The following is a 21,370-nucleotide window of genomic DNA, read 5'->3' as shown; positions in this document are numbered from 1 at the left end:
TTCGCGGGCCTTACGGCGCGGCGCGCTTCCAACCGGTGCCGTCGGGGCGATCCTCGAGCGTGACGCGCAGGGCAGTGAGCGCGTCGCGAATCTTGTCGGCCGTGGCGAAGTCCTTCTTCTTGCGCGACTCGGCGCGGATCTCGATGATGAGCTGCATCAGTCCATCGGCCAGATCGTCCCCCCCGGCGGCGTCAGCTTGAACGACCGGCTCGCGGAACAGGCCCAGAATGGCCGACAGCTCGCGCAAGGTGAGGGCGCCTTCGCGCAGCCGGCCCATCAGCTCGGGCGTTTGCTTGTCGCGCTCTTCCAGCTTGTTTTCGTCGACGAACTTATTGAGCAACCGGACGAGATCGAACAGCACGCCGATGGCGCCGCCGGTGTTGAAATCGTCGTCCATGGTTTCGAGATAGCGCTCGCGCTCGGCCGCGCCGAGACTCTTCGCGTCGTGCTGGGCGCCGCGCCGCACGGGGGGCTGCAACTCGTAGAAGCTCGAGCCCGCGACGCGGGCGAAACGCTCGAAGAAACGATAGAACGTGGCCAGGCTGGTGCCGACCTCGTCGAGACGCTCGGCGCTGTAGTAGATCGGTCGGCGGTAGTGCGTCGATAGCAAAAAGAAGCGGATCGTCTCGGCCGAGTATTGCTGGAGCAGGTCGCGGAAGGCGCTGGCCCCCTTCGATTTGCCCATCTTGCCCGCTTCTTGCTCGGCGCGATCGTCGCCATCGGCCGCGGTGCGCGTGTTGCGTCCGCCGACTTTGCCGACTTCATCGGCCGCCTGCATCAGTCCATTGTGCAGCCAGTACTTGGCCTGGGGTTTGCCGTGGCAGCATTCGCTCTGGGCGATTTCGTTTTCGTGGTGCGGGAAGACGAGATCCAGCCCGCCGCCGTGAATGTCGAACGACTCGCCGAGCAACCGGCGGCTCATGGCCGAGCATTCGATATGCCACCCAGGCCGGCCGGGTCCCCAGGGGCTGGGCCACGAGGGCTCGCCCGGCTTGGCCCCCTTCCACAGGGCGAAGTCGGCGGCCGAGCGCTTGCGATCGGCCATGTCGCCCCCTTCGCCGACGAGCGCCTCGACCGAGCGATGGCTCAGCTTGCCATATTCGGGATCCTTGCCCACCTCGAAGTAGACGTCCCCCCCTGCGGCCACGTAGGCGAAGCCGCCATCGACGAGCGTTCTGGTCAGGGCGATGATCTCTTCGATGTTGTCGGTGGCGCGCGGGAAGTGATCGACCGTTTCGACTCCCATCGCCTGGAGGTTGGCCATGTAGTCGTCGGTCATCTCGCGCGCGAGCTCGGGCATCGTCATGCCGCGCGTGCGCGATTCGTTAATCAACTTGTCGTCGATGTCGGTGACGTTGATCACCAGCGTCACGTCGAAGCCGCAGTAGACGAGATAGCGCTTGATCGTGTCGAAGATCACCGGCCCGACCATGTGGCCGATGTGGCTGGGCTTGTAGACCGTGGGCCCGCACAGGTAGATGCCCACCTTGCCGGGCTGCAACGGTTCGAAGGGTTCTTTATTCTTCGACAGCGTGTTGTAGATGCGAATCGCCATAGGGGGCGCTTGAGTCTCTGAGGGAGTGTGCTGCGGTGAAGTGGTCAACATGGTTCGATCGCGATGATTGCCTGGGCCATGATCGCTTCCATCCGCCCGACCGGCCCGACGGCTTCTCCCGTCTTGGCTTTGACGCCGACACGATCGATCGGTATCTCGAGCAGGGCGGCCAGGCGCTCGCGAATGGCATCCTTGAAGGGTGAAAGTTTGGGTCGCTCGGCGAACACGATGCAATCGACGTTCGAGACGCGATAACCGGCGGCCGCCACGCGCTGGCGAGCGGCGATCAACATATCGGCCGAATCGCGACCACGGTTCGCCGGATCGGTGTCGGGAAACAGCTCGCCGATGTCTCCCTGCGCCGCGGCGCCCAACAGGGCATCGGTCACGGCGTGCAGGAGCACGTCGGCATCGCTATGCCCCACTAGACCGTGCTCGAAGGGGACGTCGATCCCGCCCAATCGCAACGGACCGCCGGGGGCCAGGCGATGCGTATCGTGTCCGATTCCAACTCTTGCAGCGAGCGTGGCGTCGTCTCCCAGTCGGTGGATCCAGGGTCGCGGCCGGCGTGCTGCCGTACGGTCTTGCCACGGGCACGAATCCGACGCGGAAAGTCCTCGATTCTGCGGCGGATTATATCGCTTCTCGCCCTCACTGACAACGCGAGGTCGAGATCGCTAAACATCGACGCCGTAACTCTTTTCGTGGTGAGCGTGCCTCTATTTCGACCGCTGCCAGACGCGAGTTGCCTGCCCCGCAACGCACACGGCCACGCCGGTTGGCGTGGCCGTGTGGAGTTTCGAGTTGTGGTGGCGCACGGGGCTTAGTCGCGCGAGGCCATCACGAGTCGCAACACCCACCAGAAGAGCAACACCACCGAGGCGAATAACCCGAGGGCAGCCGCCACGTGCTGGCCGATGCGGTAGTGGTACATGATGTTTGACGTGTCGTAGAGGATGTAGCCGCAGGCGAAGGCGATCATCAGCGCGGTGAACAGCATGCCCAGGTTGAAGCTGAACAGGATGCTGCACACGATCACGCCGAGGGCCACGAAGCCCGACAGCATGAGAATGCCGCGCAGGAACGAAAAGTCGTACCGCGTGACAAAGACGATGGCCGTCAGACCACCGAAGAGGACGAGCGTAATAACCGCGGCCGCGGGTATAGTACCCGGCGCGGCGAAGTTCTGCGCGACCCAGACGAGTGGCAGCGTGATGAAGGCTTGCGCCACGACGTAGAGCGAAAGGCCGGCATACTGGAGACCGATCGACGTGGCCGACATGGCCCAGCTCTGCGCGATCCAACTCACCAGCATGAAGGCGCCGAGCACGACGAGCCAGGCGTAACCACCGGTCATCCATTGCACGAGTTGTTCGGTCGCCGGAAAGAAATTCAGCAACAGGTACACGAGCCCAACGAAGGCGCTCACCGCACCGGCCAGGTGCAGGTAAGTCTTCGTGATGAACTCGGCTCGCTCGTTGACATCGGCCTGCGCGGCCAGGGTGCCGAGACCGGCACGATATGGATTGTTGTCGTCGACGTAACTCATGTGACGTTACCCCAGGGGTTTTTTGAGCCGCGCGGCGCGTCCAGTGACGCGAAAACTGTTGCATGCTGGCAACTTAGCGTTCGATCGACCTTCACGCTGAACTCTACAAGTCCCTGGTGCGCCGGTCAACAACAGTTGCCGCCGCGGCAAGAGGGCCGGGAGCCCGTCGCAACAGGACTTTGTCGTTTGTGCCGATCGTGCCGCGAGGGGCCGAAACTCGCGCCCCGCACAGGAGTTGGCGGTTACGCGAACAGCTCGCGAATCTCGTGGACGCCGAAATCGACCAGCGGGAACGGCCGCGACTGCGGGCCAGGCAGCTTCGTTTCCAGATCGAGTCCGAGGCTCTTGTAGATCGTGGCCACGATCTCCGCCGGCTCGACCGGCCGCTCGGCCGGCACGCCGCCGATCGGATCGCTGCGCCCCACGACACGCCCCCCTTGCACGCCCCCCCCGGCGAACGACACGGTCCAGCATTGCGGCCAGTGATCGCGCCCGCCGGCGGGGTTCACCTTGGGCGTGCGGCCGAACTCGGCCAGATTGCAGACCATGGTGTTCTCGAGCAGGCCGCGCTGGCTCAGATCCTCGAGCAACGCACTGTAGGCCTGATCGTACATCGGGGCGACGATGTCGCGCATGCCTTCGATCGAGGTGAACGGCTTCGATCCGTGGATGTCCCAGGTGATCTCGTCGAACACCGTCAGAAAAGTATTCACGGTGACGAAGCGCACGCCCGCCTCGATCAAGCGCCGGCTGAGCAGGCAGCTTTGGCCGAAGCGCGTCATGCCGTAACGCTCGCGCGTCTCGGGTTTTTCGCGAGTTAGGTCGAAGGCCTCGCGGGCCTGCGTGCTCGTCATCAGACGGAAGGCCGCCTCGAAGTTGTTGTCGAGCTGCTGGGCGCTGGCGCTCGTCTCGAAGGCCTTCACGCGCTCGTCGACGATGGAGCGTAGCTTGCGGCGCCGCGCGAGTCGTACTTCACCGATTTCCTTGGGGGGCAGCAGGTCGGGCACTTGGAAGTCGGGCTTCGACGGATCGGCCATCAGCACGAAAGGATCGTGCGCCTTGCCGAGGAACCCGGCGTCTTGTCCGTGCGGCAGATTGCCGCCAGTGCGGCCCATCGGCTCGGGCAGGATCACGTGCGCCGGCAGGTCGCTCTTCCGCCCACGCAGGTACGAGACGGCACACCCGGCGTGGGGTGTGTTGATGCCGCCGGTAAAGAGGCGCCCCGTCTGCATCATCTGGTGACCAGTATCGTGGACCGCGGCCGCCGTGTGGTAGCAGCTTCGCACGAGGGAGAACTTGTCGGCGTGCCGCGCCATCTGCGGGAAGATCTCGGAGATCTCGATGCCGGGGGCCGACGTGGTGATTGGCTTGAAGGGACCGCGGATCTCGGCCGGCGCGTCGGGCTTCATGTCCCAGGTGTCGAGCTGGCTCGGCGCGCCCAGGTTGAAGATCATGATCACGCTGCGTTCATCGTGCGCGGGGGTGACGGCGCCCTGCGCCTGCATCGCCATGAGCTGCGGCAGCGTGAGTCCGATGGCCGAGAGGGTGCCCGCCTCGAGAAAATCGCGCCGCGTGATGCCGTCGCAGGTGTGCGCCGTGCCCTTGCCGATCAGTCGCAGCATCGGTCCGATCCCCTGAGTGCGAAAACGCGATTTGCCCCGGCAGAATGCCGAGTTTGGATCGTATCACCGGAGGGGCCGGGAAGCAAGAAAACAGGGGTTTCGATATAGGTTCCGTTTGAAGGGAACGATTACTCGACCCGCATGCACTTTCCGAAGATCGAATTGCCGGTGATGCACAACGGTCGATAAAAAAAGCCCCAACGGGGCAACCGTCAATAGCCAGGGGCGTGAGCCCCTGGAGGTGTGTCGGCTGTTCAATAAGATTTTGAGCCTCATCGGGGCGACAGCAGTACGACGCGATTGTCGCCCCGTTGGGGCTTGGATGTTGGGATTGTGAAAGAATCAGGTCTTTCGCCTTTCGTCCGCTTCCAGGGGCTCACGCCCCTGGCTATTCACTGCCGCTGCTTTGCGGCTGCCGGCTCCTGGCCACCAAACTTCTCGCGACGAGCGACGACGCAATCACTTGCCAGGTGGCTGCTCACGGACTAGCGCACTGATCTGTTTGAACTCCGGCGTGCCGGAGCGTTCGCACCATTCGAACAGGGCGGCTTCGGTGGTGGTGATCGTCGCGCCGGCCGATTCGAGGCGGCGCAGGCCGGTGGTGTAATCGATCTCGAAACGGGAACCGGCGGCGTCGGCCGCCAGGTAGACGCGGAAGCCGGCCGCCATCAGGTCGTGGGCCGTCTGGCTGACGCAGACGTGGGCCTCGATTCCCGAGAGTAGAATTTTTCGCACCCCGCGAGATTCCCATTGGTGGAAGAGCTTGCCGCACTCGCCGCAACTGAAGGCGGTCTTGCCGGGGATATCCCCCAGCAGGCTGGCTAGCTCCGGAACGGTGGGGCCCAGGCCCTGGGGATACTGCTCCGTGCCGGCCAGCGGGAGCCCGAAAATCTTCGCTCCGTCGATCAGGCGCCGAATATTCCACACGATCCGACGATATTCGGGTATCAGCGTGATGAGTTTGCCCTGCACGTCGACGACCAGCAGGGCCGTATCGTGCCGCGACATGAGCTCGGGGCTGCGCGGCAGGGGAGCGGGAGCATCGGGCATGGTTCAACTTGCGCCAGCAGAGGGTTTTGCGGTCGTGGGGAGCGAGTGCTCGAAACTGTCGCCGCGCGCCCAAGTTTCGCCTATGATGGATGCCGCTGTCTACAGGAACCCGCGCGGCCTCCGTTCGTGATGGTCTGCGCGCCCGTCGGTCTAAGGGAGTGTCGTACTCGGATTCCGGCCCCAGGCTCCTTCCATGAGCCCGTTTGAACCAAAGCCGCTGGACGACGTCTCGAACGACGAGACGGTCGAGACGCCGCTGGGCGAGGAGTCTTCTCTCCCGAGCGTCGATCGACCGCAAGTCGCTCTCGTCGAGGGAACCGGTCCGGTCATGGCCGTCGAGACGGCCGAGCTGCTGCGCGACCGGTTGCGCGTGGCGGCCACGCTGCTCGCCTCGACCACGGCCTTCTTCGTCTTGCGCAACTGGCTGGGATTGAGCGAGTCGCGGGACGAGACCATCTTCACCACGCTCTACCAGGGGCTGGCGGTCGTCATCCTGACCGGCGCGACAGTGTTGTTGTGGACGCGAATTCAGCTTTCGCTGGTCGAGTTGCGGGCCGTCGAGGTGGCCGTCTTCGGCATCTTGAGCGCCCTGTTCATCGTGCTGCACTTCAGTTTCCTGCAGCGGATCGTCGACCCCTCGCACCCGTTGCAAGTGGTCGATCCTTACGAGGTGAAGTACCGCGTGATGCTCATCTCGCTCATGTGGTTCGCCTTTATCCTGATCTACAGCACATTTATCCCGAACACGACGCTGCGCGGTTTGATCGTGATGGCACTGATGGCCCTGGCGCCGGTGGCGATCATCTCGTTGCAGGGGCTCGTCCTTCCGGCAATCGGCCGGGTAGTGTTCTGGGGAGACCTGGTGATCGTGGCGGTGGCGATGGCCATTGCTTATACGCTGGGCGCCTACGGCATGTACAAACTCGGGGCGCTGCGCCGCGAGGCCTTCAAGGCACGCCTGCTCGGCCAGTATCGACTGACCGAACAGATCGGCAGCGGCGGCATGGGCGAGGTCTATCTGGCCGAGCATCAACTCCTTAAGCGCCCCTGTGCGATCAAGCTCATCCGTCCGGCCCAATCGACCGATGCCAAGGCCTTGGCCCGCTTCGAGCGCGAGGTGCGGCTGATGGCCAAGCTCAGCCATTGGAATTCGGTCGAGGTGTTCGACTACGGCCGCGCCGAGGATGGCACGTTCTACTACGCCATGGAGTTCCTGCCGGGACTGAGCCTGCAGGAAGTGGTCGAACGGCAGGGTCCGGTTCAACCCGAACGGGCCGTCCACCTGCTGCGGCAGGTCTGTTACGCGCTGGTCGAGGCCCACACGATCGGCCTCGTCCATCGCGACATCAAGCCGAGCAATATCATCGCCTCGAAGCGTGGGGGCGTGTTCGACGTGGCCAAGCTGCTCGATTTCGGCCTGGCGCGCTCGCTCGAGGACACGGGCGATATCAAGCTCACCCAGGAGGGAGCCATCGCGGGGTCTCCCTTCTACCTGGCGCCAGAACGCTTCCTCGAGAATGTCGAAGCGGACGTCCGTGGCGATGTCTATAGCCTGGGGGCGGTGGCGTACTTCCTGCTGACCGGCCAGCCTCCGTTTCGGGGCGACAAGCCTTTGAAGGTGATGATGGCGCACGCCCGCGAAGAGGTGGTGCCTCTCTCGCAACGAACCCCCAACATTCCTGCGGATCTCGAGTCGATTGTCCTGCGTTGCCTGGCGAAGAAGCCGCAGGAACGCTACCAGGACGCGACGGAATTGGAACGCGCCCTGGCGGCCAGCTCGTGCGCGGATCAATGGTCGCAGGACATGGCGGCACATTGGTGGGTCGGTCGCGACGAGGCGCCGCCGCAAAGTACGGACAGCGCGCCTGCGCTCTCCCCCGCCGAGATCGGCACGGAAACGATCGGTTGACAGGGTTTCGGCCCGCCGCGCGGTCCGAGCGTGAGTGGCCGTCGCTGATGCGCGCAAAAAAGAGGCCGCTTCGCGTGAAGCGGCCTTGTACGTGCATGCCGACCGAGTGGAACTTACCCGGCGAGCCGATTGGTCGGGTCGTTCAGCTCCTCGCCGAACAGTTCGTCGTGCGGCAGGGGCATCGTGCGAGCTTCGTCGTCCGTCTCGACCTTCACGTCGTGCGCGCCAGGGAAGAAGAGCTCGGCGGCGGCCTCGAATTGCTCGAGCGCCCGACCGGGATGTCCCTCGGCATGGAGCTTCCGGACGAGTCGGCCCACCAGCTTTTGACCTTCGGGCCAGCGCACGCTCATCATGCAGCCGACGTCGGAGAGCAACTGGTAGATGCGCGCGCGGGTCAGTCCCAACTGCTCGGCCACTTCGCGGACGCTGGCGTCCTCGCCCTGCAACCCCAGGCGGCTTTCGACGAGCTCGGCAATGTTCGCCCCCGCGTCGATCCGCACCTGGGCGACCAGGGGCCGGATGAAGCGCATCTCGACTTCGGCATCGCTCGGCACGCCGGGACGGACCAGCACGCCGGTGATCCAGCTTTCGAGTTCGGTAACGAAACGGGGTACGATCCGCACCGAAAGGGCGCCCGGTGGTCCGAGCCGGCCGAGGATCTTATTCAGCTCGGCGAACACTTCGAGCACCGCGGCGACGCGTTTCTCGCCGTGCGTCTTGAGCTGGCGGATCTTGGCCAACGAAAAATCGGTGTACGTTTCGAGTGGAGTCTGCCACAGCACGCGCGGCAGATGCTCGAGCGAAGGAGCAAAACGCCCCAGCGTTTCGCGTCCCAGACCGTGCTGCAGGACGCATTCGCGCCAGTGGGCCCAGAGCGCCTCGGAAACCACATTCGGGTTGAAGGAATCGCCGGTCACGGGCACGACGACTTCCGCAGTGTCGAACACCGCTTCTTCCGCGGCGGTCGCGGGTTCTTCGTTCGGGTCTTCCTTGGCGACGCGCGCCAGAAGCTTGACGAGCGAATTGATCTTCTTCTGGCCGACGCCGGGCGTGGCGAGCAGCTCTTCGAAAGGGGTCTCGAGCAACTCGCGAATCGTGCAGCCCATGAACGCCAGCGGCAGCCGGCGGTCGGCGGGCAGGGCCCAAAAGGCGAGAGGCTTCTCCAGGCGGTCGGCGTACTGAGGTGCGAGCAGCTCTTGGCGCAGCTTTTCGAAGCGCGAGACGAGCTTGTACTCTGCTACTGCCGAGGTCCGATTCAATTTCATGGGATCCTCCCTGGTCTTGCGTGCCTCGGGGGGGAAGGCACTGGGACCGGTCTCAACTCTCTCCACCATGCTTGGTGGGAGTCGGCGAGCACTCACGACGAATCGCTTCCTGCGACCCGCGCTGCGGTGCTTTCGACTAGTTATCAATCAAAATCACGGCCCTTTGGCTCTCTGTTCCGTGCAGGGCCGGTTGCTCATGCCAAGTGCGATTTATTTCTGTCGCGTCTCGTTGCTTTTCTCTTATTTACGTGTGCGGTTGCCGCCTGGTTTCGATCCCCCCACGCCTTCTTCACATGGTCCGTCCGGTTTGCCTTCTGCTGACACCTGCTGCAGTTTGAGGTGCGCCGGCGGGCAGTAGGGTTCCATGAAGTTAGTCCGCTAGCAGACAGATCCGGACAGTGGAAAAAATCGCTTACCAATTGATGCCAACGGCGGAGTCTAAGAAATCTGGCTTTGCTTTGTCAAGGGCAAGCCTCTGACAGGCAAAGGTTTGCGAAGACTTGGCCACATGGCGTCGGCTCCTTCTCCAGACCGAATTACGAGGAAACTTGTCGGAAATCACTTGGCTCGGTTTGAGCGGCCCATTGTATGCGAATCAGTCGAGCAAATTCCATGCCCCAGTTTCGGTAAATAGCTAATTATTTGGCTTACAATGTTCCTTTACACCTCGAAGGGGGAGCTCGCGAATATTCGCAATTTATTCACGGTTCACACTTTGCGCATTCACACACGGCACCCCCCTTTTGCCGGCGTTCTCTTGATGCCCCGCGCGGCTGTGGTTTGAGCTAAGTTTTTTTCAGGCAGGACACTTCCGTGCTTGGGGAAAGCGCCTTCCCTGCCGCATTCTCCAGCATCCGTGTGATGTCAGTAGGACCAGCCCCTGATCGCTCTTCAATCCTGGTCGGCCACGGCGACGACCATCCCCACCCATGCTCGAACAAAACCTCGACTCCGAAATCGAAACTCTGAACGACCTGCTACACGAACTGGTCGAGTTGCGACGGGCCGTCGCGACGACGCTGGGACGGGAACAGTACGTCTACCACGTGCTCGATCGGGCCATCGAGAGCCACTTCGAACCGGCGTTGCGCCACGCCCTCGATGAATTCCACCGGCAACCGATCGACGTGCAGCGACGCGTGCTGTACGCCGTCTAGCAGCCTCGGCCCGCGATCGGCGAGCGTGCAATCGACGTTGCTTCTAATAGGCGTGGCGATGCCGCAGTCCGCGCCACGGCGTCAGCCAGAGGATCTTCAGATCCAAAAGCAGCGACCAGTTCGCCACGTAATACAGGTCGAACTCGAGCCGGCGGCGCAGCGACGTGTTCCCGCGCCAGCCATTCACCTGGGCCCAGCCGGTCATGCCGGCTTTCACGCGATGGCGTTGCGTATAGCCCGGCAACTCGCGACGAAACCGCTCGATAAACGTGTCACGCTCGGGGCGTGGCCCGACGAGGCTCATGTCCCCCGCCAGCACATTGAAAAGCTGCGGTAGCTCGTCGAGGCTCCACCGCCGCAGCACGCGTCCGACGCGAGTCGTGCGGTCATCGTCGCGTGTGGCCCAAACGGGCCCGGTAGTGGCCTCGGCGTCGAGGCGCATGCTACGGAACTTCAGCATGTGGAAGGTGCGCCCTCCCTGTCCGACTCGCGCCTGACGATAGAAGACCGGACCGGTGCTGGTCAATTTGACCAGCAGCGCGACCAGCGCCATCAGCGGCGCGAGCAGCACAATCGCCGCCAATCCGACTGCCAAATCCACGCTCCGTTTCGCCACGCGGTGCCAGCCGCGGTGGGGGCTTTCGAGCAGGCTCAAGAAGGCCACGTCGTCGATCTCGAGCGTGCGGATGCGCATGCCGGTCAGTTGTGGCACGTCGGGCACGAGTTGCACCTCGACGAACGTGCCCGCCAGTTCCCGATAGATCCGCGGCAATTCGCCATAACGGGCCAGGGGGAGCGCCACGAACACGTGATCGATATCGTGTTCGGCGACGATCTGTCCCAAGCGGTCGATCGTGCCGAGACGGGGGAGCACGTTCGATTCGACCGGCGCCAGTTGATCGTCGACAAAGCCGACCGCGTCGAGCCCGGTCCAGTCGTGGCGCTCGATGGTTCGCGCGACCCGCCGCCCCGTGCGACCCACGCCGACGATAACGGCCCGGCCGTAGTTCAAGCCGTTGCGTCGCAAGCGTTTGAGCACCTGCCACACGGCGCGGCGGGCCACCGCCATTCCCAGCACGTTGAGCGCGGGAAACAGCAGCAGCGCCAGGCGCGACTCGTACAGATCGCGACGAAAGAACGTGACGGCGATGGTGATCAGAAAGAGCAGCCCACTAGCGCGGCAGACGACGCCGAGCTCGCGCGGAAGCTCGCGCAGGCGGTGAATTTCGTAGAGCCCCGCGGCGCGGTAGGCCACGGCGGCCGACACGAGCACGAAGGGAATGCCGGCCACGACGAGCTCGAAGCGGGGAATCCCTTCGGGCGAGGCCACCAGGCCGAAGCGTAGCGCATAGGCCGCGAGCCAGGCCGCGACCGTCACCGCAAGATCGACGAGCAGAAAGACATGCGCCAGCTTTTGACCGTGACGTCGGTACATCCTTGTACCCTCGCACAGCGGAGTGAAAAGAAGTCCCCGCGCGGCAAGGTAGACTGCCGCGCGGTGGACCCTTGTAGCACTCGCGCTGGCACGGGTCAACGCGAGCTGGCCCTGCTGGCTAATAGCCTGGGGAAGACTGCCCCCGTGGTGCATTCTTCCCCCCTCGCCAGGTTCGCAGCGAAGCAGCTCACGGCTCGCACAGGCCGAGGAATACTTCCCCGACCTGCTAGCGCGGCTTGAAATGAATGCTGCAGCTACCGCTATCGCAGGCCTCGACCTTGCCGAACAGCAGGTAGCGCCGCGTGGCGAACTGGGAGTAGCACCAGCGCCAGAAGGGCATCGAGCCGGGGATGTACAGCAAGGGCGCCAACCACCACAGGCGGCGCAGCCGCCGCGTCAGATAGCGTAGGGCGTCGGCGCCCCGATGCCGGCGGCCGGTGGCCCCCTCGATGATGTACATGTTGCGCATCAGCTCGTCGTGATCCAGATCGGGCCAGCGACGGGCGACCTCGGGATCGTGCAACGACAGATAGGCCAGCCGTTTCTGGCAATCGAAGAACTGCAAGCGTTCAACCCCCGCCAGGCAAAACTTGCACTGTCCGTCGTAGAGCACGATGTCGGCCTGGGGCCGATCGGTGGGGGTCGGAATCGTGCGGGGCTCGGGGCGGGCAGGCTTGTCGGCAGTCGCGGTGGCGGTCATGGCTATCACCTGGGACAGGCCCCCGCCCGGCAGCCGGCCCTGCCGCAAGGCAGGCCACTACCGGGGCGCGGGTAAATCGTAGGGGGGCAGCGGGTGAGCAACAAGCTCAGTCGCGCGGCTCCCCCCCAGTGCAACCGCAAGCCGTACACGCCGCGCAACGGGCCGTAAAGTCTTCGTGGAACGCTCCTGCGACGCACATTTCGGGCAAATCCGTTCGCCCCAGGCGGTTCGACTCCGCTAAACTTACAACGTGCGTGAGTACACTATATAGAAGCGGTTAGCCAGGCGCGTCGCGACGCCCGGCCGGCTGCTAGTGGAATGGACCGTGGCCGGCGGTGATCCCGCCGTTCGTTGCCGCGGTTTCTGTCTGGGAGATCGCCAAGATGGACGTGCTGCGACGTCAAGTACAACGTGCCTTGCGCCGACTCATCTTCGAGCAGTTTCTCCGCGCGCTCGGGTGGAGTTGGACGGCCACCTTGTGCCTCGCCGCCCTGGGCATTGGCGTGGAAAAGTACCGCCCGCTGGGCATCGGGCCGGCGGCCTGGCTCGTGGGGGCGCTCGCCGCGGGGATCGCGATCGCGCTGGTCTGGACGGCGTGGCGCCGCCGCCGGACCATGGACGCCGCCATCGAGATCGACCGCCGTTTTCAACTCAAGGAACGCGTCTCCAGTTCGTTGTCGCTCGACGAGGCGACGCGCGAGACCCCGGTGGGCCGTGCCTTGATTGCCGACGCGGCGGCGCGGGTCGAGCGCCTGCACGTGGGAGAACAGTTCCGCGTGCGTTTGACGCGGGCGTCGTGGTTGCCCTTGGCGCCGGCCGTGGTGGCGTTTCTGGTGGCGTGGCTGCTGAACCCGGTGCCTGCCCAGCAGCAGGCCGTGGCCCGGCAGGAAACGCTCGAAGTCAAGAAGCAGATCAAGACGACGTCGACGTCGCTCGAGAAGAAGCTGAGCGAGCGCCGCAAGAAGGCCGAGGAAGAAGGGCTCACGGCAGCCGAAGAGCTCTTCAAGAAGTTGGAAGAGGGGACGCGCGAGTTGGCCGACAAGGAGCAGGACGATCGCAAGCAGGCGCTGACTGGCCTCAACGACCTGGCCAAGGAGTTGGAAAAGCGGCGCGAGGAACTTGCCGGCTCGAAGGAATTGAAGGAACAGCTCAGCCAGCTCGAGAACTTGCAGGCAGGCCCTGCCGACCGCTTTGCCCAGGCCGTGCGCGAGGGAGATACCGAACGGGCCCTCAAGGAACTCGAAAAGCTGCAACAGAAGCTGCAGGATGGCCAACTGGGCGAGGCCGAGCAGAAGCAGCTTGCCCAGCAGATGCAGGCGATGGCCGAGAAGCTCAACCAACAGGCGCAGAAGCAAAAAGAAGCACGGCAAAAGCTCGAACAGGAACTGGCCAAGGCGCAGAAAGAAGGGCGCAAGGCCGACGCCCAGCAGATGGAACGCCAGCTAGCCAGCATGTCCAAGCAGGCCCAGCGCGAGAAGGACATGCGTAAAATGGCGCAGCAGTGTGCCGAGTGCGCCGAGGCAATGCAGCAGGGAGACAACAAGAAGGCGGGCGAAGCGTTGGCGGACATGCAGTCGCAAATGGAGTCGCTCCAGCGCGAGATGCAAGAGCTCGAACAGCTCGACGAGGCGATGCAGGAGATCGCCGACGCCAAGGGGGCCATGAAGTGCAAACAATGCCATGGCGCCGGCTGCAAAGTCTGCCAGCAAGAGCGCGAAGGCAAGAACTCGCGTCCCGGGCATGGTGTCGGTCGCAATAAGAAGCCGGGACCCGATCTCGCCACCTCGACCTACGACACGAGCGTGCGACAGAAGGTGAAGCCTGGCGGCGGGGTCATGGTGGGCGAGGTGGATGGCCCGTCGAGCAAGGTCGGCGTCGAGCAGGAGATTCAGTCGCAGTTCCAGAACGTGGAATCGGCGGCCGAGGATCCACTCACCGGCCAGCGTCTGCCACGCGGTTATCGCGAGCATGCGCAGAAATACTTCGATGCGTTGCGCGAGGGAGAATAAAGTCCCGTGATTGCTGCCTGGCCTTCGATGAAATCGCCTCGCTTGCGCGAGACGCTCTGTATCGGCGCGTGGGTGTGGGCGATCTTTTGCGCGGGTGTGCTTTTGCCGCGCGCCGAGGCCGCCGACGCCGCTATCCCCGCGAAGGCGCCGGCAGACAAGTTAGAAGTCGTCGAAGAGAAGTATCCCGACGGCACGCTGAGACTACGCTGTGAGATGCGCCTTTACGCCAAGGGGCAACTCGTGCCGCACGGCGTCGAAACGCGCTACTTTCCCGACGGCAAAATGTCGAGCCAGCGCCACTTTCAGGATGGCCAACTCGACGGCGTGGCCCAAGAGTGGCATCCCAACGGGCAGTTGCGCATCGAGAACAACTACCGGCGCGGCGCGCGCGAGGGACGCGAGGTACGCTACACGCCCTCGGGCGATTTGGCCCTCGAGGCCCATTACGTGAATGACAAGCGTCATGGTCCTTATGTCGATTTTCAAGGCCCAAACGTGAAGCGCCTCGAAGCGAGTTTCAAGGCCGGGCTCTACGACGGCACGGTGACCATCTGGTACCGCAGTGGGAAAACGCAGTCGGTCGAAAACTACGTGGCAGGCATCAAGCACGGGCCCGCCCAGAAGTGGTTCGCCAACGGCTTGCTCGCCCGCGAAGAGCACTACGATCGCCACCGCTTGCACGGGCATGTGCAGGAATGGCACGTCGGCGGCCAGCTCAAGTTCGAGGGGGACTACGACGACGGCTACCTGACCGGCAAGGCAACGAAGTACTATCCCGATGGTGCGCCACAGATCGAGGCCGAGTATCTGAGCGGCCTGATTCACGGTCATTGGCGCGAATGGGGCGAGGCGCCCGGCCATCATTTGATCGTCGACGCGTTGTACCAGCACGGCAATCTCCACGGCGTCGAGATCAATTACTTTCCCGACGGCGTGAAGCAGCGCGAGGCCCTCTACGAGCATGGCCGGCAGCAGGGAGAGTGGACCGAATGGCACGCCAACGGCGAGCGCCGCGCCGTCGGACGCTACGTCGACGACAAGCTCGACGGACGTATCGACTACTGGCACGACAATGGCCGCCCCATGGCGGTGCAGTTTTATAAGAAGGGCTTTCCCATCGACACCTGGTCGCAGTGGGATGCAGAGGGCGTGTTGATCTCGCAGGTCCTGTACGAAGACGGATTGCCCACTTCGGAGGTGACGGTCCAGCAGCCACATCCGACCGATTTCGATGCCGACAAGCTGCCACCATTGCGCGACGCCGACAGCGAGACAGCGGCGACGGCGGGCAAGTCGAAAGGGGGGGCGAACAAGCCGAATGCCGCGCCGTTAAGTTCGGGGTTGCCGGGCAAGACGTCGCTGCCGGAGCAACCTTTGGCGAACCCGGCGTCGGTCCGGCCAGGAGGGATTCCCCGACCTGGTAGCGCGCCGGCTCCCGGTCAGAATCAGCCCGCGGCGGGCGCGCCCGGACAGGCTCCGCGGGGCTCCACCACGCCCAGCAACGTGCAGCCGGGGGCCGTTCCGTTGGGCTCAGCGACCGGCGCCGCGCCGGCGCCGGCCCGATCGCCAAAGAAGGAGTAGCGTACGGTCTGTGCTTTAGCGCGGACGAGCGCGGGCGACGACCCCTTCTTCCGGGCTGCTCGCCGTGGCATAGAGTCGCTTCGGAATACGACCGGCCAGATAGGCCATGCGGCCCGACTCCACGGCCCCCTTCATGGCACGCGACATGAGCAACGGATCGTGCGCATGCGCGATGCCCGTGTTGAGCAGCACGCCATCGACCCCCAGCTCCATGGCGATGGTGACGTCGCTCGCGGTGCCGACGCCGGCGTCGACGATCACCGGATAGTCGGGATCGTTTTCTTTGAGGTACTCGAGGCAGATGCGAATGTTGTTCGGATTGAGCACTCCCTGTCCCGAGCCGATCGGGCTGCCCGCGGGCATGACGCTGGCCGCCCCCGCTTCCTTCAAGCGACGCGCGGTCACCGGATCGTCGGTCGTGTAACACAAGACCTGGAAGCCTTCGTCGACCAGGCGCCGGGTAGCTTCGAGCGTCGCGACGGGATCGGGCAGCAACGTGCGCGTATCGCCCAGCACTTCGAGCTTGACCCAATCGGCGCCGGGGTTTTCGAGCCCCAGCAGGATCTCGCGCCCCAGCCGCGCCACGCGCACGGCATCGTCGGCCGTGAAGCAGCCAGCCGTGTTGGGCAATAGCAGGTAGCGCTCGGGATCGATGAAGTCGAGAATGTTGCGTCCCGCCTGATCGACCAGGCGCTCGCGGCGCACGGCGACGGTGATGCAGTCGGTGCCAGAGAGGGCCAGCGCCTCGGCCATCAGCTCGTAGCTGGCGTACTTGCCCGTGCCGACGATCAGACGGCTCGACAGCGTGTGCGTGCCGATGCGCAAGGCGGCATCGGACTCGAGAGACGTGCTCATCCGAGCGCTAACCTCCTCCTACGAGGGTGACGACTTCCAACTGGTCGCCGGCGGCCAGTTCGTGCTGGGCCTGGCGCGCGCGCGGCACGAGCTCGAGATTCACTTCGACCGCGCAGTGGCGCGGTGTTACGCCGAGATCTTCGAGCAACCGGGCGACGGTCGTCCCGGGGGGGATCGTGCGCGGTTCGCCGTTCACCGTGATTTCGAGCGACATGGCCTGCGCGTGTTATTCCTGCTCGCGAATGGCGACATTGCGGAACTGCTTCACGTCGAGCGCGACAAAGCTGCCGGTGAAAGGTTGATTGCGGCGATGGGAGGTCGGATCCCAGGGAATCGCGTAGGCGCCGACCTTGCCGCTGCTGAGCTCGGCGATGTACACAACCGAATTGGCGGGCTGGAAGCGGGCGCCCCCGCGCACCAGGTTGGCGAACCCGGTCACCATCAGAAAGCGGGGGTTCTTCGCCACGTCGACCTGGAAGTCCCCCATGATGTTGTATTTGTAGAAGGCGATGAACTTGCCCGACTGAACGCCCAGGGCGGCGGCCATCAGGTCGCCGGTGAGAAAGTCGAGGAAGTAGACCGCTTCGATGTCTTCGTCGAGGGCGCCGGTGGCGATGGCGAAGTTGTCGTGCCGGTCGGTCGCCACGGCGTGCAGCGGCGTGTCGGGCCAGCCCGGCAGCAAGCTGCCGACAAACATTCCCAAGCACAATCCGAGCACGAGCCAAGCGCCGCGCGATTGCTTCCAAGCCTGCCACATATCGACCGCCTCCTCCCCTCGCTGTCCTGAGAATGGAACACCTCGCTCCATGCCGGGTCATCGTACAACAGGTCTGGCGGGCCTGCCAGCCAAAGGCGGGCACGACAGGCGAACCTGGGCGACGTGGCGCCCTTCGAGTATTCTAGGCGCCTGACTCCTTCCAACGCCTTCCGCGACACCCCTAGACGACCACGATGCCGACCGACCTCGTTCGCCAGGAAATCGCCGCGACGGCTCAGATCGTGGTGGTCAAGATCGGCACTCGCCCCCTGACGTCGGCCTCGGGCACGCTCGACGAGGGACGCGTCGCGGCGCTGGCCGCCGAGATCAACGGCATTCTCGCCTCGGGGCGCAAGGTGGTGCTGGTCAGTTCGGGCGCCGTCGGCGCCGGCATGGGGCAGCTTGGGCTGACGAAGCGCCCGGCCGATCTTGCCCATCTGCAGGCAGTGGCCGCGGTGGGGCAGGCCTATCTCGTGCAGACCTACGACCGCGCGCTCCGTGCCAATGGTCGCCACGCCGCGCAGGTGCTGCTTACGGCGCAGGATCTGGAAGACCGCCAGCGCAATTTGAACGTCCGCAATACCATTCTCACGCTGCTCGAGCTGGGCGCGGTGCCGATCATCAACGAGAACGACACCGTCAGCGTCGAAGAGCTGCAAACCACCTTCGGCGACAACGATCGCCTGGCGGCGCTGGTGACGAACCTGATTCGCGCGCCGCTCTTGATTATTCTCTCGGATGTCGAAGGGCTCTATTCGAGCGACCCGGCGCTCCCCGACGCGCAGGTGATTCCCACGGTCACGCGGCTCGATGAATCGATCTGGGGTCTCGTGCGCGATCGTTTCACGGGGCTCAGCAAAGGGGGCATGGCCAGCAAGCTCACGGCCGCGCAGATCTGCACCGCCGCGGGGGAGAACGTCATCATCGCCGGCGGCAAGCAGTCGGGCAGTTTGACGCGCATCCTGGCCGGCGAGACGGTGGGCACGCTCTTCCTGGCGCAAGGCGCCGCCATCACGGCGCGCAAACGTTGGATCGGTTTCACCGTGCCGCCGCGCGGGTATCTCACGCTGGACGACGGCGCGCGCCGCGCCATCGAACGGGACGGTCGCAGTCTGCTCGCCATTGGCGTCACCGCAGCCGAGGGCAACTTCTACAAGGGGGATATCGTCGGCCTGCGCGACGCACGAGGCGTCGAGTTCGCCCGTGGCATCATCAACTATTCGCTCGAAGAGGTGCTCAAGATCAAGGGCCTGCGCACCGAGTCCATCGCGGCCGCGCTGGGGCAGTGCCCTTATCAAGAAGTGATCCATCGCGATAACTTGATGGTCACGAACTCCTCTGGTGAGAGTAAGCAGGCGACGCGCTAACCATCTCCTCGCAGGGCATGTTTCACCCGGCACGCATCCAAATGCACCGTATCTTTTAGGCCGGATCAAAGCTCGTCGGCAGCTTGCAGATCTGCGGGCGTCAGGCGGCCATCGTGCAGCGCGGAAGCGACCAGCGCGCGGCGACAGCCGGCCGCGGCCACCGCGCGCAGGTCGTCGAGGCCGCGCACGCCCCCGCCGGCGACAAGTTCGACGTGCGGCGCCGCTACGTGAATGCGCCGGCACAGATCGAGCGTGCCGAGGCCGGCGTCTTGTCCCACGTTCGCCAGATCGAGCACGATCATCCGTTCGACGCCGGCGGTCAGCGCCGCGCGCGCAACGTCGAACGGGTCGGCGCCGAACGCTCCTTCGTGCCGCGCCAGAGGCGAGCCGTGTTTGAGATCCAAGCTGAACACAAGCCGCGAGGGACCGACGGCGGTGAGCATCTCGGCGAGTTGCTGCGGATTCCGGAGAGACTCGAGTCCCGCGATGACGCCGGTGAGCGAACGATCGTGGGCCACGAACTCGGCCAGTTCATTAGCGCGCGGCAGGTCAGCCAGGCCGGCATCGACCCACAGGTCGTACCCGCTCGACAGGAGCGCGGCGTACGTGTCCCAGGCAGGCTCGTGGCCGGCGATCGCATCGAGATCGGCCAGATAGAACTCGCGGCTGGCGAAGCGCTCGGCGATCGCGTGGGCAACGTCGACGGGCTGGGGCGACGCGATCAGAGGGCTCTCGAGGGGGCGATACTCGTCGCGGCGTCCGCCGATGCCACGCACGACGACGCCCGACATCAAATCCAGGACCGGCAGCACGCGCACGCGATTTATCCTTGGGGAGTCACGCCAGGATCTTGCGAATCACCCGGCCGTGGACGTCGGTCGGGCGACGTACGGCGCCGTGGAAATACAGGTGAGTTGCTCGCGGCCTTCTGCAACCGAACCGGGTACCGAGCGGAGTACAATTCCCTAGGATTTCCACGCGTCATGGTAGCAGCGGGAGAGCGGGGCGACGAATTTATTCGCCCGACGTGGCGGGGCTGAAGTTCGTTGGTGGAAACCAATTGCGAACGTCGTCCGGCGATTGTCACGCGCCTTGTACCCGGCTACCATGAATCACTTACGGCAATCAGCCATTTACACCGCTCCGCGCAGTCAATGAGGCTAGGGCGCCCAACGGAAGCCCAGAACGCGTACTTGCACCGTTCTTTTCAGCAGCTCGTTGGCCGCGCGTACAGCAAAACCTTTCGTGCCAGGAGGGAAGGTCATGCGTATATCAATATGGGGAACGTTTGCACTCATCGTGGTCGCGTCGACCGTCGGTTGTGCGAAGCATGAGGGAGAGGCTGCCAACGGCGGCAAACCGGCCGCCAAGGTGACGGTGATCGAACCGGGCGCCGAGGCGCGACAGCAGGCGCAAGAGGCCTTGATCGCCGCCAAGCCCGGCGAGGTGATCGAATTCGCCGAAGGGACGTTCGATCTCGACATGACCCTTTCGCTCGAAGATACGCCCGGCGTGACGATTCGCGGCCGCGGCATGGACAAGACGATTCTCAACTTCGCCTCGCAGGGGGCCGGCGCCGGCGGCGAAGGGATCAAGGTGGCCGCGGGTTGCGACAACTTCGCGATCGAGGATCTAACGATCCGCGATACCAAGGCCGACGGCATCAAGGTGCAAGGCATCGACGGCTGCACGTTCCGTCGCGTGCTCGTCGAATGGACGCGCGGGCCGCACCCCGACAACGGTGCCTACGGCGTCTACCCGGTGCTCTCGAAGAACGTGCTCGTCGAGCACTGCACCGTTACCGATTGCTCGGACGCCGGCGTCTACGTCGGCCAGTCGGAGAACGTCATCGTGCGCAACAACATCGCCGAGCGCAACGTGATGGGCATCGAGATCGAGAATACCACCGGCGCGGACGTGTACGACAACATCTGCCGCGGCAACACCGGCGGCCTGGGCGTGTTCACGCTGCCCGGTCTCGACAAGAAAGATGGCAGCCACTGCCGCGTCTACAACAACGAGATTACCGATAACAACCACGAGAACTTCGCCAAGGCGGGCAATATCGTGGCGTCGGTTCCCTCGGGCACGGGCCTGATGATCATGGCCAACGACCATGTCGAGGTCTTCAACAACAAGATTCGCAATAACCAAACCTCGAACGTCTCGGTCATCAGCTTCCTGGCGACCGGCACGAAGTACGACGATCCGAAGTTCGATCCGTATCCCGAGGCGGTCTATATTCACGACAACGAAATCTCAGACGGGGGCAAGAATCCGCAAGGAGAGTTCGGCCTGCTGTTGAAGACGGTCATCACCGAGATGCCGGTGCCCGACATCATCTACGACGGCATCCTGCCCCCCGAGGATCGACTGGTCGATGGCCAGCTTCCGCCGGAAAAGGGGATCTACTTCAAGAACAACGGCGACGCCGATTTCGTGTACCTCGACATGGTGAAGCTGCAAGAGGGGGACCCCTCGGGCATGACGCGCGACCTGTCGAAGTTCGAGGGCGAGCTTCCGCCGCTGTCGGCGATTGTGATTGAAGGAGTGGAGTAA

Annotated in this window: 18 protein-coding genes; 6 read left to right on the top strand and 12 right to left on the bottom strand. The window is 64.2% G+C overall.

Annotated features, from left to right (window positions below):
* Window positions 1-10: 10 nt before the first annotated feature.
* The 5 genes from cysS to KF708_06000 form a co-directional block, all read right to left on the bottom strand.
* Window positions 11-1,555 carry a cysteine--tRNA ligase gene (cysS, locus tag KF708_06020; protein ID MBX3412257.1) on the bottom strand — a complete coding sequence of 515 codons (1,545 nt, stop codon included), beginning with the start codon at window positions 1,553-1,555 and terminating at the stop codon, window positions 11-13.
* Window positions 1,556-1,599: 44 nt separating this feature from the next.
* Window positions 1,600-2,097, bottom strand: coding sequence for a 2-C-methyl-D-erythritol 2,4-cyclodiphosphate synthase (ispF, locus tag KF708_06015; GenBank protein MBX3412256.1), 498 nt, complete (start codon window positions 2,095-2,097; stop codon window positions 1,600-1,602).
* A gap of 281 nt (window positions 2,098-2,378) precedes the next feature.
* Window positions 2,379-3,104, bottom strand: coding sequence for a US12 family protein (locus KF708_06010; protein MBX3412255.1), 726 nt, complete (start codon window positions 3,102-3,104; stop codon window positions 2,379-2,381).
* 242 nt (window positions 3,105-3,346) lie between these two features.
* On the bottom strand, window positions 3,347-4,726 hold the full coding sequence (locus tag KF708_06005) for a DUF1501 domain-containing protein (protein MBX3412254.1): 1,380 nt from the start codon (window positions 4,724-4,726) through the stop codon (window positions 3,347-3,349).
* Window positions 4,727-5,185: 459 nt separating this feature from the next.
* The gene (locus KF708_06000) at window positions 5,186-5,776 is read right to left on the bottom strand and encodes a hydrolase (GenBank protein ID MBX3412253.1); all 591 of its coding nucleotides are present in this window, start codon (window positions 5,774-5,776) and stop codon (window positions 5,186-5,188) included.
* A gap of 193 nt (window positions 5,777-5,969) precedes the next feature.
* Here KF708_06000 and KF708_05995 point away from each other — a divergent pair, with 193 nt between their 5' ends.
* Window positions 5,970-7,685, top strand: coding sequence for a serine/threonine protein kinase (locus tag KF708_05995; protein ID MBX3412252.1), 1,716 nt, complete (start codon window positions 5,970-5,972; stop codon window positions 7,683-7,685).
* Between the two features lie 113 nt (window positions 7,686-7,798).
* Here the strand turns inward: KF708_05995 and KF708_05990 are convergent, their stop codons facing one another.
* Window positions 7,799-8,950 (bottom strand): hypothetical protein, encoded by a 1,152-nt coding sequence (locus tag KF708_05990; GenBank protein MBX3412251.1) that lies wholly within the window; start codon window positions 8,948-8,950, stop codon window positions 7,799-7,801.
* A gap of 929 nt (window positions 8,951-9,879) precedes the next feature.
* On the opposite strand from KF708_05990, the gene KF708_05985 reads away from it, so the two are divergent.
* Window positions 9,880-10,107: a hypothetical protein gene (locus tag KF708_05985; protein MBX3412250.1), complete on the top strand. Its 228-nt coding sequence runs from the start codon at window positions 9,880-9,882 to the stop codon at window positions 10,105-10,107.
* A gap of 43 nt (window positions 10,108-10,150) precedes the next feature.
* Here KF708_05985 and KF708_05980 read toward each other — a convergent pair whose 3' ends face one another.
* The gene (locus tag KF708_05980; protein ID MBX3412249.1) at window positions 10,151-11,542 is read right to left on the bottom strand and encodes an undecaprenyl-phosphate glucose phosphotransferase; all 1,392 of its coding nucleotides are present in this window, start codon (window positions 11,540-11,542) and stop codon (window positions 10,151-10,153) included.
* Between the two features lie 226 nt (window positions 11,543-11,768).
* Window positions 11,769-12,242, bottom strand: coding sequence for a DUF393 domain-containing protein (locus KF708_05975; GenBank protein ID MBX3412248.1), 474 nt, complete (start codon window positions 12,240-12,242; stop codon window positions 11,769-11,771).
* 335 nt (window positions 12,243-12,577) lie between these two features.
* Here KF708_05975 and KF708_05970 point away from each other — a divergent pair, with 335 nt between their 5' ends.
* Window positions 12,578-14,251, top strand: coding sequence for a hypothetical protein (locus KF708_05970; GenBank protein MBX3412247.1), 1,674 nt, complete (start codon window positions 12,578-12,580; stop codon window positions 14,249-14,251).
* Between the two features lie 6 nt (window positions 14,252-14,257).
* Window positions 14,258-15,832 carry a hypothetical protein gene (locus tag KF708_05965; GenBank protein MBX3412246.1) on the top strand — a complete coding sequence of 525 codons (1,575 nt, stop codon included), beginning with the start codon at window positions 14,258-14,260 and terminating at the stop codon, window positions 15,830-15,832.
* Between the two features lie 15 nt (window positions 15,833-15,847).
* Here the strand turns inward: KF708_05965 and KF708_05960 are convergent, their stop codons facing one another.
* The 3 genes from KF708_05960 to KF708_05950 are packed head-to-tail and all read right to left on the bottom strand — an operon-like array spanning window position 15,848 to window position 17,444.
* Complete coding sequence (locus tag KF708_05960) at window positions 15,848-16,687, bottom strand: thiazole synthase (GenBank protein MBX3412245.1); 840 nt, start codon at window positions 16,685-16,687, stop codon at window positions 15,848-15,850.
* Window positions 16,688-16,694: 7 nt separating this feature from the next.
* Window positions 16,695-16,901 (bottom strand): sulfur carrier protein ThiS, encoded by a 207-nt coding sequence (thiS, locus tag KF708_05955; protein ID MBX3412244.1) that lies wholly within the window; start codon window positions 16,899-16,901, stop codon window positions 16,695-16,697.
* Window positions 16,902-16,913: 12 nt separating this feature from the next.
* Window positions 16,914-17,444: a hypothetical protein gene (locus KF708_05950; GenBank protein ID MBX3412243.1), complete on the bottom strand. Its 531-nt coding sequence runs from the start codon at window positions 17,442-17,444 to the stop codon at window positions 16,914-16,916.
* 194 nt (window positions 17,445-17,638) lie between these two features.
* On the opposite strand from KF708_05950, the gene proB reads away from it, so the two are divergent.
* Window positions 17,639-18,811 (top strand): glutamate 5-kinase, encoded by a 1,173-nt coding sequence (gene proB, locus KF708_05945; GenBank protein MBX3412242.1) that lies wholly within the window; start codon window positions 17,639-17,641, stop codon window positions 18,809-18,811.
* Between the two features lie 65 nt (window positions 18,812-18,876).
* On the opposite strand, the gene KF708_05940 is transcribed toward proB, so the two are convergent.
* The gene (locus KF708_05940) at window positions 18,877-19,629 is read right to left on the bottom strand and encodes a hypothetical protein (GenBank protein MBX3412241.1); all 753 of its coding nucleotides are present in this window, start codon (window positions 19,627-19,629) and stop codon (window positions 18,877-18,879) included.
* 445 nt (window positions 19,630-20,074) lie between these two features.
* Between KF708_05940 and KF708_05935 the strand changes: the two genes are divergently transcribed.
* Window positions 20,075-21,370, top strand: coding sequence for a right-handed parallel beta-helix repeat-containing protein (locus tag KF708_05935; GenBank protein ID MBX3412240.1), 1,296 nt, complete (start codon window positions 20,075-20,077; stop codon window positions 21,368-21,370).

Source organism: Pirellulales bacterium (assembly GCA_019636335.1).
GTDB lineage: Bacteria > Planctomycetota > Planctomycetia > Pirellulales > JAEUIK01 > JAHBXR01.
This window is presented reverse-complemented; position numbering and strand designations above follow the sequence as displayed.